The following is a 16,909-nucleotide window of genomic DNA, read 5'->3' as shown; positions in this document are numbered from 1 at the left end:
CCGCGCTCACCCGGGGGCGGCCGCGGGGAGCGGCAGCTGCCGCACGGTGTCCAGCACCAGGTTGACCGCCGCGCGCGGCCGCACGCCGCGGCGGATCACGGCCGTGATGGTGCGGGTGACGGCGGGCGCGAGTTCGCGGGTGGCGACGCGGTAGCGGGGGTCGACGGCGAGCGCGGGCAGCAGCGCCACGGACAGGCCCGCCTCGACGTGCTGCAACGTCAGCATGTAGTTGCTGAACCGGCAGACGACCCTCGGCTCGAACCCGGCCTGGCGGCACAGCCGGGTGGCGAGGTTCGCGAGGTAGGACTGCGGGACGTCGAACGCCCACGGCTCCGCGGCGTACGCGGCGAGGTCGGCCGGGCCGCGGCCGGCGTGGTCGGACGGCACGACGAGCACGATGGAGTCGGCGGCCAGCGGGACGACGTCGACGTCGGGGCCCAGCGGCAGCTCGACGAAGTCCGGCGTGGTGATGATCAGGTCGACGTCGCCGACGCGCAGCGCCGGGATGCTCTCGTGCGGCTCCAGTTCCAGCAGTTCCACGTCGATGTGCGGGTGGGTGCGGGCCAGCCGCGTCACGGCCGGGACGGCGAGGGTGTGGATCGCGCTCTGGAACGCGCCGACCCGCACCAGCCCCGCGGGCTCCTCGCCGAGGCTGCGCAGCTCCCCCTCGACGGTCTCCATGTGGTCGAGGATCGCCCTGGCCCGCCGCGCCAGCATCAGCCCGGCGGGGGTGAGCCGGACCCGGCGGCCGGTGCGCTCCAGCAGCTGGGTGCGCGTCTCCGCCTCCAGGACGGCGAGCTGCTGGGACACCGTGGACGCGCTCAGGTTGGCCGATTCGGCGACCGCGCGGACCGTGCCCAGGATGTCCAGCTGGCTCAGCAGCCGCAGCCGCCAGGGGTTCAGCATCCGCCCATTGTTGTGCGGTTCCGTCGAACAGCACAGCCGGAATCGTGAGATGGACGTGTCGCTCGGACGGACCTAGTTTCGCCGGTATGGCCGCACCGATCACCGCACCGACGTCCACCGACTTCTGGGCCGACGCCCGACGGCACCTCGTCCGCTACGGCGGCGAGTTCACCCCCGAGATCATCGACCGCGCCGCCGGGAGCTTCCTGTACACCGAGGACGGGCGACGGATCCTCGACTTCACCTCCGGCCAGATGAGCGCGATCCTCGGCCACTCGCACCCGGAGATCGTCGAGACCGTGCGGCGGCAGGTCGGGTCGCTGGACCACCTGTTCAGCGGGATGCTGAGCCGCCCGGTGGTCGACCTGGCCCGGCGGCTGGCCGAGTCGCTGCCCGCGCCGCTGGAGAAGGCGATGCTGCTGACCACCGGCGCCGAGTCGAACGAGGCGGCGATCCGGATGGCGAAGCTCGTCACCGGCAAGTACGAGGTCGTGTCGTTCGCGCGGTCGTGGCACGGCATGACGCAGGCCGCGGCGAGCGCGACCTACAGCGCGGGCCGCAAGGGCTACGGCCCGTCCGCTCCGGGCAGCTTCGCCATCCCCGCGCCGAACACCTACCGCCCGGACTTCACCCACCCCGACGGCTCGCTGGACTGGCGGCGCCAGCTCGACTTCGGGTTCGAGATGGTCGACGCCCAGTCCGTGGGCAGCCTGGCCGCGTGCCTGGTCGAGCCGATCCTGTCCTCGGGCGGCGTCCTGGAACCGCCGCCGGGCTACTTCGCCGCGCTGCGCGACAAGTGCCGCGAACGCGGGATGCTGCTGATCCTCGACGAGGCCCAGACCGGCCTGTGCCGCACGGGCACCTGGTACGCGTTCGAGCGCGACGGCGTCGTCCCGGACATCCTGACGCTGTCGAAGACGCTCGGCGCGGGCCTGCCGCTGGCGGCGGTGCTGACCAGCGCCGAGATCGAGCAGGAGGCGCACGACCGCGGTTTCCTGTTCTTCACCACGCACATCTCCGACCCGCTGGTCGCCGGCGTCGGCAACACCGTGCTCGACGTCCTGACCCGCGACCGCCTCGACGAGCGCGCGGTCGTGCTCGGCGGCGTGCTGCGCGCCGGCCTGGACCGCATCGCCGAACGGCACCGGGTCGTCGGGGACGTCCGGGGCCGCGGCCTGCTGGCGGGGCTGGAACTCGTCGTGGACAGGGAGACCAAGGAGAGTTCCGACGAGCTGGGCGCGGCCGTCACCCGGCGCTGCCTGGAACTGGGCCTGCACATGAACATCGTCCAGCTGCCGGGCATGGGCGGGGTGTTCCGGATCGCGCCGCCGCTGACCGCGACGGAGGAGGAACTGGCGCTGGGCCTGGACATCCTGGACCAGGCCATCACCGACGCGACCGCCCGGCTGTCCTGAACGGTCGGCGGTGGTCGACTAAGCCGACCACCGCCCGCCTTCTCAGAGCTGGGAGCCGCCGCCGTCCACGGCCAGCTCGGCGCCGGTGGTGTACGTGGCGTCGAACGCGAGGAACGCGGCAGCCCTGGCGACCTCGGCGGGGTCGCCGAACCGCAGCATGGGGACATCCGCGGTCATCTGCGCCTTGAACTGCTCGGCGGCCTCCTTCGGCATCGTCTTCGCCAGGATCCCCGTCTCGATGGGGCCGGGGCTCACGGCGTTGACGCGGATCCCCCTCGGCAGCAGCTCGCGGGCCATGCCGCGGACCATCGACCGCAGGGCGGCCTTGCTGGCCGCGTACGCGCTGATCGACGGCACGCCCAGCACGTTCACGATCGAGGTGGTCAGCACGACGCCGCTGCCGGAGGACAGCAGCGGGGCGAGCTTCTGGACGGTGAAGTACGGCCCTTTGGCGTTCACCGCGAACAGGTCGTCGTACACCTCCTCCGTCATCGCCTCGAACGGGACGAAATCGGTGATGCCCGCATTCACGAAAAGGGCGTCGAGGGTGCCGAACTCGCTTTTCACCCGGTCGGCCAGCGCGGCCACGTCCGAAAGCGAGGCGGCGTCGCTCCGGACCGCGACCGCGTTCCCGCCGAGCCGTTCCCGCGCGGAGTCCAGCGCGTCCTGGCCGCGTCCGGTGATGAGGACGCGCGCCCCGCCGTCCACCAGCAGCGAGGCCATCGCGAAGCCGAGTCCGCTGCTCCCTCCCGTGATCACGACGTTCCTGCCGTCGTACCTGCCCATGTCGAGCCCCTTTTCCCGCCGGTGAACCGGTAGTCGAATTCCCGCCCGACGCGGATTCGCATCCGAGCGCGATTCCATTGGAAACCGGTTTCGAGCGGCCGTCCAAGACCTCTTCCGCACCCCGTCATGCGCCCGGCGCATGACGATTCCGCCGGGTAGGCTCGATTCATGACCGATACCCGTTCCACCGCGGGTGCCCCGCCCGGTTCGGACCTCGACCTGCGGCTGGTCGGCTACTTCACGGTCGTGGCGGAACACCTCAACTTCGGCCGCGCGGCCGTCGCGCTGCGCGTCGCCCAGCCCTCGCTCAGCCGCCAGATCCAGCGGCTGGAGGAGCAGGTCGGCGTCCGCCTGTTCGACCGGACACCGCAGGGCAGCCGCCTCACCGAGGCGGGCCGGGTGTTCCTGCCGCGGGCGCGGGCGCTGCTCCGGGCCGCCCACGAGGCGACGCTCACCGCACGGGCCGCCGCGCCGCCGCACGAGATCTCCATCGGGTACGTCGAGGACCTCGTCATCACGCCCGCGGTGCGCGAACTGCGCTACCGCCACCCCGACGCCCTGGTGCGCACCCACCACCTGGAGTGGCCCGACGCCCTGGCCCTGCCGGAACGACGGGTGGACGCGCTCGTCGCACGGGTGCCGCTGCCGTTCCCGACCGACCACCTGCGCCTGACCGTGCTGTACGACGAGCCGCGGGTGCTCCTCGTGCCCACGTCGCACCGCCTGGCGGGCAAGGAGTCGATCACCCCGGACGACTTCGCCACCGAGGACCTGGTCCCCTGCACCGGCACCGCCGCCGCGTTCGGCGCGCCCCCAGGTCCCGTCGTCGAGCGCTACGAGGACAAGCTCGAACTCGTCGCGGCCGGTCTGGCCGTCGCCGTCCTGCCCGCGGGCGACCGGCGCAGCACCCTGCGCCGGGACGTCACGACCGTCCCGATCGCGGGAGACGAGCCGTACCGGGTCGTGCTCGCCACCCGCGTCGACGACCCGAACCCGCTGGTCGCCGTCTTCCGCGACTCGGCGCGGGCGCACCTCACCGGATCGGCGTAGGCGTCACTTGGACCGCGCGACCTCGGCGACCACCCGCTGGATCGCCTGCACGGCGATGTCCGGCTGGTCGACGTAGACGTAGTGGCCGCTCTCCGCCGCGGTGCTCGGCGTACTGCCGCTGGACACCGCCAGCCACTTCGCCTGCCCTTCCGCCCACTGCCGGTCCAGGTCGGGACCGTAGACGGGGAGTTCCGCGAACACCGGCTTCCCGTGCTGGACGACCTCCACCGGGATGGCGCCGGCGGACCGCACCTCGCCGTCGACGATGAGGAACTTCTCGGGGTTGTCCCCCTTGGCCGTGGCGACCAACTGGGCCCGCACCTCGGCGGCCGGGCCGGTCTCCGACTCGGGGATCAGGGTCGAGGTGTCCGCGACCGCCGTGGGCGACGTGGCGTCCAGCAGGACGAGGCCCTTGACCTCGTCCTGGTGGTCGGGCGCGTACCGGGCGGCGATCAGGCCGCCCAGCGAGTGCCCGACGAGGACGACCGGGCCGTCGCCCGAGACCTGGGAGAGCACGCCGGTCAGGATCCGGCCGCTGGACTCAATGGTCTGCGGGTCCCTCGGCTGGTCGCTCGCGCCTTCCCCGAGCCGGTCGTACGCGCAGACCCTGGTCCCCTCGCCGAGGCCCTTGCGCAGGTCGGCCAGCTTCTCCAGCGGGTCGCCCAGACCCGCCAGCAGCACGACCGTCGGACCTCCCGCCGACGGACCGGAGCAGTCCACGTTCACGGAGTACCCGTCGACGGTGATCTTCGCGGGACCCGTGACCGGTTGCCCGGCGGTGGACGTCTCCGACGCCGAGTCCTCGGACTCCTCGTCGCAGGCGGCGAGCAGTGTCCCGACCAGTGCGACGCAGGACAGGGTGAGGGCGGTGCGCGATCGGGAAGCAGTGGGCGGCAACGTATCGGCCTTCGTTCGGTGGTGGTGTGCGCTCGGGGTCTCGCGGGCACGGGTGGGCGCTTTCCAGCGGCGGTCCCGGCGGCTAGGAAGCTAACGGCCGCCGTACCGGGGCGGACGGATCCCGGACGAATCCGGATGGCCTCGGGAGTGCGACCGGAGTCCGCCGCCCGTGGTCCCGCTACCCTTCGGTGCTCCGAAGGTCCGCGCGGTCCGGGGATGTGAGTCCGAGTTGCCAACGTGGAAGTCCGGCGAGCTGCCGGATCCCGGCCGGTGCGACTCGCTGGACGAGTTCGCCACCGCGTTGCGGCGCTTGAAGGTCTGGGCGGGCGACCCCTCGTACGAGTCCATCAAGGACCGCGTCAACGGCGCCTGGTCCGCGGCGGGCAGGCCCGCGGCCGAACTGGCGGGCAAGTCCACCGTGGCGGACTGCTTCCGGCCGGGACGGCGGCGGCTCAACACCGATCTGGTGCTCGCCGTGGTCGGGGCGCTGCACCCCGATCCCGGCTACACGGCCCGTTGGCGGCGGGCGTTGCGCGTGATCGGCGACCCGGCGGCGGCTTCGCGGGCGCACGTCCAGGACCGTCTGCCGCGGGACGTGCCCGCCTTCACCGGTCGCGACGACGAGGTGGACCGGATCCGTCGTGCGGCGGCGGACCGGCAGCCGGTCGTCGTGATCTCGGGCATGGCGGGCGTCGGCAAGACCGGGCTCGCCGTGCGCGCGGGCGGGCTGCTGGTCGACGAGCGGCGGTTCGACCGGGTCCTCTTCGCCGCCCTGCGCGGCTTCGACACCGACCCCGCCGGTCCTCCCGCCGACCCGACCGCCGTGCTCGGCGCCTTCCTGCGCCTGCTGGGCGTGCCCGCCCGGCAGCTCCCGCGCGATCCCGCGGGCCGGGCGGCGGTCTACCGCGACCGCCTCGCGGACAGCCGAACGCTGGTGGTGCTGGACAACGCGGCCGACAGCGACCAGGTCCGGCCGTTGACCGCGACCGGTCCCGGCTGCCTGACCCTGGTGACCAGCCGCAGGCGCCTCACCGGCCTGGGCACCGCCGCCCACCTCGACCTGGACGTGTTCCCGCCGTCGGACGCCGAGCGGTTCCTCCGCCAAGCCGTGCCGGCGATCCCCGTCGGACCCGACCCGGAGGCCCTGTCCCGGATCGCGCGGCGGTGCGGACACCTCCCGCTCGCGCTGGGCCTGGTCGCCGCGCACATGGGCGGGCTGTCCGGCTGGACGCTGACCGACCACGCCGACCGGCTCGACAAGCGCCGCGACGACCGGCGGCTGGACACCGCCGTCGAACTCGCCCTCGACGTGTCCTACCGGCACCTGCCACCCGCCGAACGGCACCTGCTCCGGCTGCTCGCGCTCCACCCCGGACACGACTTCGACGGGCCCGCGGCGGCCGCGCTGGCGGGCAGCGGGCTGAGCGCGGCGCACGAGCGCCTGCGCAGGCTCGGCGGCGACAACCTGCTGCGGACCCCGGCGCCGGACCGCTACGCGTTCCACGACCTGGTCCGCTCCCACGCAGCGGGCCGAGCCGACGACGAGGAGCCGCCGACCGCCCAACGCGCGGCGCTGACCCGGCTGTTCGACCACTACCTCACCACCTCGGCCGCCGCCGTCGCCACGCTGTTCCCCGCCGAGTCGGACCGCCGGTCCCCGCCCGTCTTCACCACCGCGGCCGATGCCCTGGCCTGGCTGGACGTCGAGCGCCCCGCCCTCGTCGCCGTGGCCGGGCACACCGCGGCCCGCGGCTGGCCCACCCACACCACGCGGCTGTCCACGACCCTGTGGCGCTACCTCGCCGGTGGGCACCACGCCGACGCCGTCGCGATCCACGGCCACGCCCACCAGGTCGCCCGCTCCACCGGCGACGTGGTGGGACAGGCGCGGGCGTCGGCGAGCCTGGGCCTCACCCACCTGCGGTCGGGGCGGTACGCGCAGGCGGGCGACCACCTCCGGCGGGCGCTGGAACTGTTCCGGCACACCGACGACCGGACCGGCCGGGCCCGCGCGCTCAACGTCCTCGGCCTCGTCGAGATGTGGCTGGGCCGCTACCGGTCCGCCACCGACCACCACGAGCGGGCGCTGGCGCTGTTCCGGCAGACCGGCGACATCCCCAACGAGGCCCGCGTTTTGGGCAACCTCGGCCACGTCGACCTGCGGCTCGGCCACCACGGACGGGCGGGCGACCACCACCGGCGGGCGCTGGAGTTGTTCCGGCAGACCGGCGACCGCCGCGGCGAGGCGCACGTGCTGGACTGCCTCGGCACCCTGAACACCCGCCTCGACAGGCCGGACCGGGCCGCCGAGCACCACCGGAACGCCCTCGCCCTGCACCGCGAGAACGGCGACCGCGAAGGGGAAGCATGGGCTCTCAACGGTTTCGGCGACGCCGCGCGGGCCGCGGGCAGCCCCGCCGAGGCCATCACCCACCACACCGCCGCGGGCGCCATCGCCGCCGACGTCGAACACCGGCAGCAGCAGGCCCGCGCCCACACCGGTCTCGGCCGCGCTCACGAGGCGCTCGACGAGCCGGTCGACGCGGGCCACCACTACCGGCGCGCCCTGACCCTCTACACCGACCTCGGCCTGCCCGAGGCCGACCGGCTCCGGGACGACCTGGTCGCCGCCCGGCTCTGACACCGGAAGCCCGCACACGTTCCGGTCCCGGTCACCGAGGTGTGCGGTAGCTTCCGGAGGTGTCCCGAGAAGAAGGCGTGACCGCGGCACGGGTGCTCGTGATCGGCGTCGACCCCGCCAGGCTCGAGGGCTGGGACCCGGAGCCGGTCCAGGCGGCGCTGGCCAGGGGGCGGGCGCGGTTCGACGACTACGGCATCGAGGCCGACTGGTGCCTGGTCGCACTCGACGACGACCCCGAGGGGGCGATCGTGGAGGCGCTGACCGGCTCGGAGCACGCCTGCGTGGTCATCGGCGGCGGCATCCGCACGCACGAGCCGTTGCTCGGACTCTTCGAGAAGGTGGTCAACCTCGTTCGGCGGCACGCGCCCGACGCGGCGATCGCCTTCAACAGCACCCCCGAGGACTGCGCCGACGCCGCTCGGCGGTGGCTGGCCTGACGAGGACACCGCGCCCCTGGTGAGGGCGCGGGGCGGACCCTCCTACGACGGCGTCCGCGCGTGGTCCTCCACCAGGGCCGCGAAACCGTCGAGGTGTCGGGCCATGCCGTACTCGAACAGCCCGTCCAGGTCCGACGCCGTTTCCGCCGGGACCGCCGCCAGCAGGGGGAACCGGCCGGTGCCCAGCAGTTCCTCCGCCCGCTGCCGCCGGGTCAGCCACCACTGGTCCAGGTGCACACCGGTCTCCTGCTCCGCCTCGATCTCCGCCGCCATCGACAGCGCGACGGTGACGACCAGCCCGTGCAGCGTGAGCGCTTCGCGGATCCGCGTCGCGACGGGCAGCCCGAGGCCGTCGAGCGCGCGCAGGGTCCACTCGGTGTGCGCCATCGCGTTGGGCACGAGCGCGGGGCGGGTGAACGAGATGGCCTTCGGCAGCCAGGGGTGCCGACGGCACAGCTCCCACTGCTCGCGGGCGACCAGTTCGAGCTTGGCCCGCCACCCTTCCGGTCCGGGGTCGGGCAGCACCGCGCCGCCGAAGACCTCGTCGACCATCCGCGCCACCAGTTCGTCCTTGTTCGCCACGTGCCGGTACAGCGACATGGGACCGACGCCGAGTTCGGCCGCGAGCCGCCGCATGGACACGGCGTCGAGCCCCTCGACATCGGCTATCGCGACGGCGGCGCGCAGGACGTGCGCCCGGTCCGACGCCCGCCTGGGGACTCCCGCCGATCGTGCTCGCGGCGGCGGTGTCCTGATCGGACCGGCCGGGCGGACCCCGCGACCGACCACGGTGCCCGAACCGACCTTCGGCTCGACCAGCCCCTCCTCGCGCAGGGCCGCCACCACCTTGGTCGCGGTCGCGATCGCGACGTCCTGCCGCCGGGCGATCTGCCGGATCGACGGCAGCCGGTCACCGGGCCGCAGGTCGCCCGTCAGGATCCGGGCGCGGAGCTCCGCGACGATCCGCCGGTAGGGCGGGTCCGGGCGCTGCGACGACATGGGATCCCCGATCCGTCGGTGGACCGCCGAGTGTACTAGTTCACTCGTCACAGCCACAGTGCACTTCCTCGCTGGATGCACTAGGAACAAGCCCAATTCCACCAGGGCGTCGATACCGTCACGGCATGACAATCGATACGGCGTACGACACCACGCGGCCCACCCTCGTGCTCGTCCACGGCAGCAACTCCTCGTCGGCCTTGTGCGCGGGGCTGATCACCGAACTCACCCTGCGCGGGCACCGGGCCGTGGCCGTCGACCTCCCCGGACACGGCACCGAGGCGTTCCACCCGCGCTCCTACCGGGCACCGCAGGACCTCGACGCGCTGGCGACCGAGCCGTCGCCGCTCGCCGGGATCACCGTCGACGACTACATCGAGCGCGTCGTGCACGTCGTGCGCCGCGCCCGCCGCCACGGGCCGGTGGTCCTGGCGGGCGCCGGGCAGGGAGGTGTCACCGTGAGCAGGGTCGGCAACGCGATTCCGGAGCTGCTCGACCGGGTGGTGTACCTCGCGGCGTACTGCTGCGTGGACCTGCCGACCATGACCGCCTACCTCGCCACGCCGGAGAACGCCGACAGCCTGCTCCACCTGGTGCAGGCGGTGGTCGTCTCCGACCCGCAGGTGCTGGGGGTGACCAGGATCAACTGGCGCTCGGCCGATCCCGAGGTGTTCGACACCGTCCGGCGGTGCCTCGCGGGCGGCTTCACCGACGAGGGGGTGAGCAGGCTGCTCACCACGCTCGAACCGGACGAGACCGCGGCCATCCCGCTGACCGAGGCGCGCGGCGAGGCGCGGACGTGGGGCCGGATCCCCCGGACGTACGTGCGCTTCACCCTCGACCGGCTGATCCCGCCCGCGTTGCAGGACCGGTTCATCGCCGAGGCCGACCGCCTCACCCCGGACAACCCGACCGACGTGCGGAGCATCGCCGCTCCCCACGTCGGCCCGCTCGACCGGCCCGACCTGGTGGACGTCCTGGCCGGACTCCTCAGCCGCTGACGCGGCGGGCGCGGTCATCCGGGGAGGGCCGTCGACCGGCCCGCGGACGGCATCGGCGCTGCCCCGCCACCGCCGGTCTTCGTCCTCTTCGGACATTTCGCCGGAAAACCGGTGCCGGGTCCCGGTGTCGCGCACCGCAGGCGATCGGCGGCGGCCGCGGCCAGCTACCCTGCGCGCGGTCTTCGTCGTTCTGCTCCGGCACCGGGACTCCGGTACCGGCATCCCCCGGAAAGGCAGCGCACGTGAGCGCGATCAGCATCGGACAAGCCGTGGTCCTGGGCGTGGTCGAGGGGGTGACCGAGTTCCTCCCCGTGTCCTCCACCGGACACCTCAAGATCACCGAGGGCCTGATGGACATCCCGGTCGACGACAAGGCCGTCGTCGCGTTCACCGCCGTCATCCAGGTCGGCGCCATCGCCGCCGTGCTCGTCTACTTCTTCAAGGACATCGTCCGGATCGTCGGCGCCTGGTTCCGCGGACTGCGCGACCGCGAGGAACGCGGCGGCCACGACTACAAGTTCGCCTGGTGGGTCATCTTCGCCACCATCCCCATCGTGGTCGTCGGGCTGGCCGCCAAACCCCTCATCGAGGGCACCCTGGCATCCCTGTGGGTCGTCGCGGGCTCGCTGATCGTCGGCAGCGGCCTGATGTGGGCGGCGGACCGGATGGGCAAGCGCACCCGCGGCGAAGCCGACACGACGTTCAAGGACGCCATGCTCGTCGGCTCCTCGCAGATCCTCGCCCTGCTGTTCCCCGGCTTCTCCCGCTCCGGCGCCACCATGTCCACCGGCCTCATCCTCGACCTCGACCGGGTCGCCGCCACCAGGTTGTCGTTCTTCCTCGGCATCCCGGCCCTCACCGGAGCGGGCATCTACGAGCTCAAGGACGCCCTCGGCGCAGGCGTCGACACCGCGCCCCTGGCCGTCGGCACGCTCGTGTCGTTCGTCGTGGCCTACGCCTCGATCGCCTGGCTGCTCAAGTTCGTCGCCAACCACACCTTCAACGCCTTCGTTGTCTACCGGATCGTCATCGGCCTGCTGCTGTTCGGCCTGCTGGGCACCGGCGTCCTCACGGCCTGACGGTCAGAGGCCGGGGCCCGCGACGTAGCGGCGGCGCCGGTCGGCGTTCCGCCGGTCGGTGAGGTCGGTGTTGTCGACGTACTGGTCGATCGCGCCGACCGGCGGCAGGGCCCGGATGGCCGGATCGCCGATCGTCGCGACGAGCGCGTCGGTGAACCGGTGGGCGTCCAGGACCCGGAACGGCCGGTCGTGGAAGTAGCGGACGCCGCCGTCCACCGGTTCGGTGAGGCCGAGCCCGTTGTGCAGCGCGGCGGCGATCTCGTAGGCGGCTGAGAGGTGCCGCTCCCGGTCCTGCCAGCTCCGCGCGGCCAGGGCGGCGGACAGGTGCGGCGTCAGCTCGGCGGCGCGGGGCAGGGCGGCGAAGGCGGTGCCCAGCCACTTGCCGTAGGGCGGGTAGACCCGGTTCACCAGCAGGCACAGCTTCATCAGGTCGCGGACCTGCCGGGCGGCCACCACCGCGGAGCCGAGGTCGTCGCCGACCTCGCCGCAGCGGCCCACGAACGGCTCCTCCTGGGACAGGCGCATCCACTGGGCGGCCAGGACGTGCCGCCACACGTCGTCCGGGTACCAGGCCAGCAGCTCCCGGTAGGGCTCCAGGAGGCCGAGGCCGTCGTGGAAGACCGCGCCACCGGTCAGCTCGCGCAGGACCTGGGTCGGGACGGTCAGCCAGGCGGAGGCCGTCAGGCCGTCTCCGGGATCCACGCCCAACTGCTCGGTGAAGTACGCCCGCACGTCCGTGACGTGCACCCAGTGCCGGGCGGGCGCACCCGCCGGGAAGGGGAAGCGGACCGGGTAGCCGCGGAACTCGACGGGCAGCTCCCGGTCGAGCAGGGCGTCCAGGTCGTCGGCGCGGGCGGCGAAGTCGTCGGGCCCGAGGAACAGTTGCAGGCGCGGCCCCCAGGCGTGGTCGGTGGAGCGCTCCGTGTCGAAGCCCTGCACCTCCGAACCCCAGCCGATCAGCGCCACCGAGTGCGGCACCCCGACCAGGGCCTTGGCCGCGATCGGGGCGACGACCTCGGCGTGGAACAGCTCGGCCAGTTCGAGACCGGGGATGAATGCTCGTGTCACCCCGGCACCCTGGCAGGGGCACCCGGCGTCCGCCATCCATATCCGCCGGGACGGCTCGTGCCCGTGTCGCGGACGATCCGCGACACGGGCACGAGCCACCTGCTCGCCGTCGGTCAGAAGTACGGAGCCCAACCGGGGCCGTGCACGTCGGCAGCCGCGAACTTGTTGTCCCCGCGCCCGCTCCAGGTGTAGAGCATGTCGTCCGAGATCGCGCCGATGTCGGTGCGGCCGTCGCTGTCGATGTCACCGATGGTCATGAGGGTGGCGGCGTACGGCGCCCAACCGGGACCGGTGACGACGTCGGCGGCGAAGTTGTTGCTCCCCTTGCCGTTCCAGATGTGCAGCTCACCGGCGTTGACCGCGGCGATGTCACCGATGCCGTCACCGTCGAAGTCGCCGCCGATCGGACGGCTGTAGATCGACCAACCCGGACCGATGGCGTCCGCGGCACCGAACTTGTTGTCGCCCTTGCCGTTCCAGACGTAGAACGTGCCCTCGGAGACCGCGCCGATGTCATCGCGACCGTCCTTGTTCACATCGCCCAGGGACAGCAGCGTCGCCGCGTACGGGGTCCAGCCCGGACCCGTCACGATGGCGGCCGCGAAGTTGTTGCTGCCCTTGCCGTTCCAGATGTGCAGCTTCCCGTCGGCCACCGCCGCGAGATCGCTGATCCCGTCACCGTCGAAATCCCCGGCGATCGGCCTGCTGTACGGCCCCCAACCACCACCGATCAGATCCGCGGCCGCGAAGTTGTTGCTCCCCTTGCCGTTCCAGATCGTCAACGTCCCCGTCGCCGCCGAGAAGATGTCACCGACGCCGTCGGAGTTGAAGTCCGCGCCGTCCGGGCCGGAGGTCCGGTTGACGATCTTGTCGTAGCGGATGCCGCGGTAGGTGTTCATCTCCGACCAGGAGTCGGTGTTGTGGTTGGTCTTCTGGCCGTAGTCGTTCTCGGAGTACACCCACGAGCCGCGGGTGTGGTCGCCCGCGTCGACCCACTTCTCGAACAGCTCGACGTGGCCGTCGCGGAGCATGGCGTCACCGGGCTGGAGGTCGTGCAGGCTGCTCAGCCACGCCTTGCCCGAGTAGGAGTGGAAGTCGTCGGTGTTGAGGTCCCACCCGTCGGACTTCTTGGGCAGGTGCCAGGCCATCGCGATCAGACCGGAGCAGTCCGGCCGGTACTTGCCGCCCGTGCCGTCGGAGATGGCGTCGGACTGGTCCTGGCTGTACCAGGTGTCGCCCCGGTCATACCAGTACTTCGCACGGGCGATCACCTCCGTGCGGCTGATCGAGCCGCCCACCGAGGACGCCGCTCTCGCCTGCGGCGGGCTCTCGACGGCGAGCTGGATGGTCAGCATTCCCGCGACGAGCGTCGTGACGACCGCGATCGCGGCGAGCGGGCGGCGGAACAGCGATCGGAAGAACCCTGAGCCGGTTGTGTTCATCGTGGCCTTTTCTGAGCAGGATGTGCGTGACAGCCGAAGGTTCGGGGAGGCGGCTGTAGTCGCGGTTCAACGCGGGCTACAGCGGGCGGCGTCCTCGGCTTCGGCAAGTCCGCTCTGGGGAGGACGGATGAGGTTTTGCCTGCTTGGGCCCGTGGAAGTCGTGGGGCCGAACGGACCAGTGGCCATGCCGGGGGTCAAACCGCGTGCTCTGCTCGCCGCGTTGCTGCTCGAACGCGGCCGAACGGTGTCCGCGGACCGGTTGATCGCCGTCGTGTGGGGGGAGGACCCGCCGCCCACCGCGCGCGCCGTGGTGCAGACCTACGTCGCGACGCTGCGCCGGACCCTCGACGCCGCTGGACTGCCGCCGGTCATCACGTCGGACCGGCGGGGCTACCGCGCCGGGATCCCGGACGACGTCCTGGACCTGGTGGAGTTCGAAGGGCTCGTGGCGCGGGGGCGGCAGGCCGCGCGGAGCGGTGACCACGCGGAGGCGGGCGAGTCCTTCCGCGCGGGCCTCGCCCTGTGGCGCGGTCCCGCGCTCGGCGGGATCGGCGAGTCGTTCCTGCGGACCGAGGCCGCCCGGCTCGACGAGCTGCGGCTGACCGCGACCGAGGAACGGGTGGACGCGGACCTGGCCGTCGGGCAGGGGCCGCAGCTGCTCGCGGAACTCACCCCGCTGGTCACCCGGCACCCCACGCGGGAACGGCTGCGCGGCGGTCTGATGGTCGCGCTGTACCGGGCGGGCCGCCAGGCCGACGCGCTGGAGCTGTACGAACTCGGCAGGCGGGCGCTGGTCGAGGAGCTGGGCATCGACCCCGGCCCGGAGCTGCGCCAGGTGCACGAGTCGATCCTGCGGTGCGACGCCGCGCTGCTGCCGGCCGTCGCCGCCTCCCGCACGCCGCGGCAGCTGCCGTCACCGCCGTCCGACTTCACCGGACGCGAGCCCGAGATCGCGGAGTTGCGCACGGCCGTGGTGCGGAGCGCCGCGATGCCGATCTGCGTCGTCTCCGGGGCGGGCGGCGTCGGCAAGTCCACGTTGGCGCACCGGGTCGCGCACGACGTGGCGGAGCACTTCCCCGATGGTCAGTACCACCTGGAACTGCACGGTTCCACGGCGAGCCCGGCGACCGCCGAGGAGGTGCTGGGCCGCGTCCTGCGCGACCTCGATCCCACGACGACCGCTCCGGGGTCGTTGGAGGAACGGGTCGCCCGGTACCGGACGCTGCTCGCGGGCACCCGCACGCTCGTCGTCCTCGACGACGCGGCGAACGAGGCCCAGGTGCGCCCGCTGCTGCCCGGCGGTCCCGGCTGCGCGGTGCTCATCACCTCGCGCAACCGGCTGTCCGGGTTGGCCGGTGCGACGTTCGTCGAGCTGGGCGTGCTGCCCGTCGACATCGCCGTCGTGCTGTTCACCCGGATCATCGGGGCCGACCGCACGGCGACCGAGCCCGCGGCCGCCGCCGAGATCACCCGGTTGTGCGGGCGGCTGCCGCTGGCCATCCGCATCGCGGGCGCCCGGCTGGCGTCCCGGAAGCAGTGGTCGCTGTCGCGGCTGGCCACCCGACTGGCCAGCCAGCGGCACCGGCTCGACGAACTGGCGGTCGGCGACCAGCAGGTGCGGGCCAGCATCAACCTCAGCTACGAGCTGCTCCCGGAGCCCGCGCGGGCCGCGTTGCGCGGGCTGGGCCTGCTCGGCCTGCCGCACTTCCCGGCGTGGGTCGCCGCGGCGGCGCTGGAATCCGATCTCGACGACGCCGAACGGGTGCTGGAGGACCTGGTCGACGTGTCGCTCCTGGAGATCGACAGCGTGGACCCACTGGGGCTCATGAGGTACCGGCTGCACGACCTCGTCCGGCTGTTCGCGCTGGAACGGGCCGTGGAGGAGGAGTCGCCCGAGGAACGGGTCGCCGTCGTCGAACGGGTGCTCGGCGGCTGGATCTGGCTGGTGGGGCAGATCGACGAGACCGTGCCGCCGGTCATGCCCTCGGTCCAGTCCACCTTCCTGCTCGGCCGCCCGGTCGACCCGGAGATCGCCCTCCGCGTCGTGGCCCGGCCCTACGAGTGGTTCCGCGCCGAGGAGGAAGCGCTGACCGCGGCGGTCGAACTGGCCGCGGAGCTGGACCTCGACGCCATCGCGGTCGAGCTCGCCACCGCGCTGTCCGGCTCGGCGTTCGGCGGCCACCACCGGATCTTCGACGACCCGTTCGGGTCGTGGAGGCGCACGCACGACGCGGCGCTCACCGCCGCCCGCCGCAACGGCAACGTCCTGGGCGAGGCGACCCTGCTGGCCGGGCTGGGCCAGCTGCACTACGAGCTCGACGACTTCCCCCAGTCCCGCGCCCTGCTCGGCCAGGCGCTGTCGGTGTTCCGCTCGGCCGGTGACGTCCGGGGCGAGGCCACCACCCTCGCCGCGCTCGGCGGCGCCTGCCGCGAGCAGGGCTACCTGCCCGAGGCGCTGCACTTCCTCGACCAGGCGGGGCGGGCGTGGGCGGGCCTCGACGAACCCCTGGCCACGGCCCACGTCCGCCGACTGGCGGGCACGGTGCTCCTGGAGATGGGCGACTACCCCGGAACGCACGCCGCGTTGACCGAGGCGCTGGCGCTGTTCGCGCGGGCCGGGTCCAGGCGCGGTGAGGGGCTGGCGCTGCGCAACCTCTCGCTCTACCACCGGGCGCGAGACGAGTGGGCGCGGGCGGAGGAGTTCGCGCGGGCGGCGCTGGCGATCTTCGAGCAGACCGAGGACCGGATCCTGGTGGCCTACACCGAACGCGCGCTGGCCAAGACGCTGCTGCGGCGCGGGGACTCGGCCACGGCCCGGCGGCTCACGGAGAACGCGCTGGCGGTGTGCCGCGCGCTGGCCGACGCCTTCGGCCACGCGTGCACGTTGCGCGTCCTGGGTGAGATCCACCTCGCCGACGGCAGGCTCTACCAGGCGAAGGACTGCCTGGAGGACTCGTTGCAGCGGTGGACCGACCTGCGCACCGAACTGTTCCGGGCGCGGACCCTGCGCACGCTGGCCGAGGTGCACGACGCGCTCGGCGATTCGGCGACCGCGCGCCGGATGACCGAGGAGGCCATGGAGACCTTCCGCGCGTGCGGTGCCCGCGAGCACACCGAGCTGTCGGGGGTTCGGCTGTAGCCGGGGCTACAGCGTTGTTGGAGGTCCGGGGTGGACGGTGGACGGATCG

13 protein-coding genes are annotated in these 16,909 nt (G+C 73.0%); 7 read left to right on the top strand and 6 right to left on the bottom strand.

The window, feature by feature from the left end; all coding sequences use genetic code 11:
- Positions 1–6: 6 nt before the first annotated feature.
- Positions 7–906 carry a LysR family transcriptional regulator gene (locus tag RM788_RS51205; RefSeq protein ID WP_315929078.1) on the bottom strand — a complete coding sequence of 300 codons (900 nt, stop codon included), beginning with the start codon at positions 904–906 and terminating at the stop codon, positions 7–9.
- Positions 907–992: 86 nt separating this feature from the next.
- Here RM788_RS51205 and RM788_RS51200 point away from each other — a divergent pair, with 86 nt between their 5' ends.
- Positions 993–2,321 carry an aspartate aminotransferase family protein gene (locus RM788_RS51200; RefSeq protein ID WP_315929077.1) on the top strand — a complete coding sequence of 443 codons (1,329 nt, stop codon included), beginning with the start codon at positions 993–995 and terminating at the stop codon, positions 2,319–2,321.
- 42 nt (positions 2,322–2,363) lie between these two features.
- Here the strand turns inward: RM788_RS51200 and RM788_RS51195 are convergent, their stop codons facing one another.
- The gene (locus RM788_RS51195; RefSeq protein WP_315929076.1) at positions 2,364–3,107 is read right to left on the bottom strand and encodes an SDR family oxidoreductase; all 744 of its coding nucleotides are present in this window, start codon (positions 3,105–3,107) and stop codon (positions 2,364–2,366) included.
- 168 nt (positions 3,108–3,275) lie between these two features.
- Between RM788_RS51195 and RM788_RS51190 the strand changes: the two genes are divergently transcribed.
- The gene (locus RM788_RS51190) at positions 3,276–4,157 is read left to right on the top strand and encodes a LysR family transcriptional regulator (RefSeq protein ID WP_315929075.1); all 882 of its coding nucleotides are present in this window, start codon (positions 3,276–3,278) and stop codon (positions 4,155–4,157) included.
- Positions 4,158–4,160: 3 nt separating this feature from the next.
- On the opposite strand, the gene RM788_RS51185 is transcribed toward RM788_RS51190, so the two are convergent.
- Positions 4,161–5,054 carry an alpha/beta fold hydrolase gene (locus RM788_RS51185; protein WP_315929074.1) on the bottom strand — a complete coding sequence of 298 codons (894 nt, stop codon included), beginning with the start codon at positions 5,052–5,054 and terminating at the stop codon, positions 4,161–4,163.
- 229 nt (positions 5,055–5,283) lie between these two features.
- On the opposite strand from RM788_RS51185, the gene RM788_RS51180 reads away from it, so the two are divergent.
- Together RM788_RS51180 and RM788_RS51175 are read left to right on the top strand one after the other, a co-directional pair.
- Complete coding sequence (locus RM788_RS51180; RefSeq protein WP_315929073.1) at positions 5,284–7,695, top strand: tetratricopeptide repeat protein; 2,412 nt, start codon at positions 5,284–5,286, stop codon at positions 7,693–7,695.
- Between the two features lie 59 nt (positions 7,696–7,754).
- Complete coding sequence (locus RM788_RS51175) at positions 7,755–8,132, top strand: hypothetical protein (RefSeq protein WP_315929072.1); 378 nt, start codon at positions 7,755–7,757, stop codon at positions 8,130–8,132.
- Positions 8,133–8,174: 42 nt separating this feature from the next.
- Here RM788_RS51175 and RM788_RS51170 read toward each other — a convergent pair whose 3' ends face one another.
- A complete protein-coding gene (locus RM788_RS51170) occupies positions 8,175–9,131 on the bottom strand; it encodes a TetR/AcrR family transcriptional regulator C-terminal domain-containing protein (protein WP_315929071.1) in 957 nt (318 codons plus the stop codon).
- 125 nt (positions 9,132–9,256) lie between these two features.
- Here RM788_RS51170 and RM788_RS51165 point away from each other — a divergent pair, with 125 nt between their 5' ends.
- Positions 9,257–10,132, top strand: a complete 876-nt coding sequence (locus RM788_RS51165; protein ID WP_315929070.1) for an alpha/beta hydrolase — start codon at positions 9,257–9,259, stop codon at positions 10,130–10,132.
- Positions 10,133–10,374: 242 nt separating this feature from the next.
- Positions 10,375–11,211 carry an undecaprenyl-diphosphate phosphatase gene (locus tag RM788_RS51160; RefSeq protein ID WP_315929069.1) on the top strand — a complete coding sequence of 279 codons (837 nt, stop codon included), beginning with the start codon at positions 10,375–10,377 and terminating at the stop codon, positions 11,209–11,211.
- 3 nt (positions 11,212–11,214) lie between these two features.
- Here RM788_RS51160 and RM788_RS51155 read toward each other — a convergent pair whose 3' ends face one another.
- Entirely contained in the window at positions 11,215–12,279 is a 1,065-nt protein-coding gene (locus tag RM788_RS51155) for a DUF4037 domain-containing protein (RefSeq protein ID WP_315929068.1), read from the bottom strand.
- A 113-nt stretch (positions 12,280–12,392) separates the two neighbouring features.
- Complete coding sequence (locus RM788_RS51150; RefSeq protein WP_315929067.1) at positions 12,393–13,721, bottom strand: FG-GAP repeat domain-containing protein; 1,329 nt, start codon at positions 13,719–13,721, stop codon at positions 12,393–12,395.
- 184 nt (positions 13,722–13,905) lie between these two features.
- Here RM788_RS51150 and RM788_RS51145 point away from each other — a divergent pair, with 184 nt between their 5' ends.
- Complete coding sequence (locus RM788_RS51145; protein WP_315929066.1) at positions 13,906–16,860, top strand: AfsR/SARP family transcriptional regulator; 2,955 nt, start codon at positions 13,906–13,908, stop codon at positions 16,858–16,860.
- Positions 16,861–16,909 lie beyond the last annotated feature (49 nt).

The sequence above is a fragment of the Umezawaea sp. Da 62-37 genome (assembly GCF_032460545.1).
Lineage (GTDB): Bacteria > Actinomycetota > Actinomycetes > Mycobacteriales > Pseudonocardiaceae > Umezawaea.
Note: the sequence above shows the minus strand (reverse complement) of the source record. Positions and strands in the feature narration are given on the sequence as shown.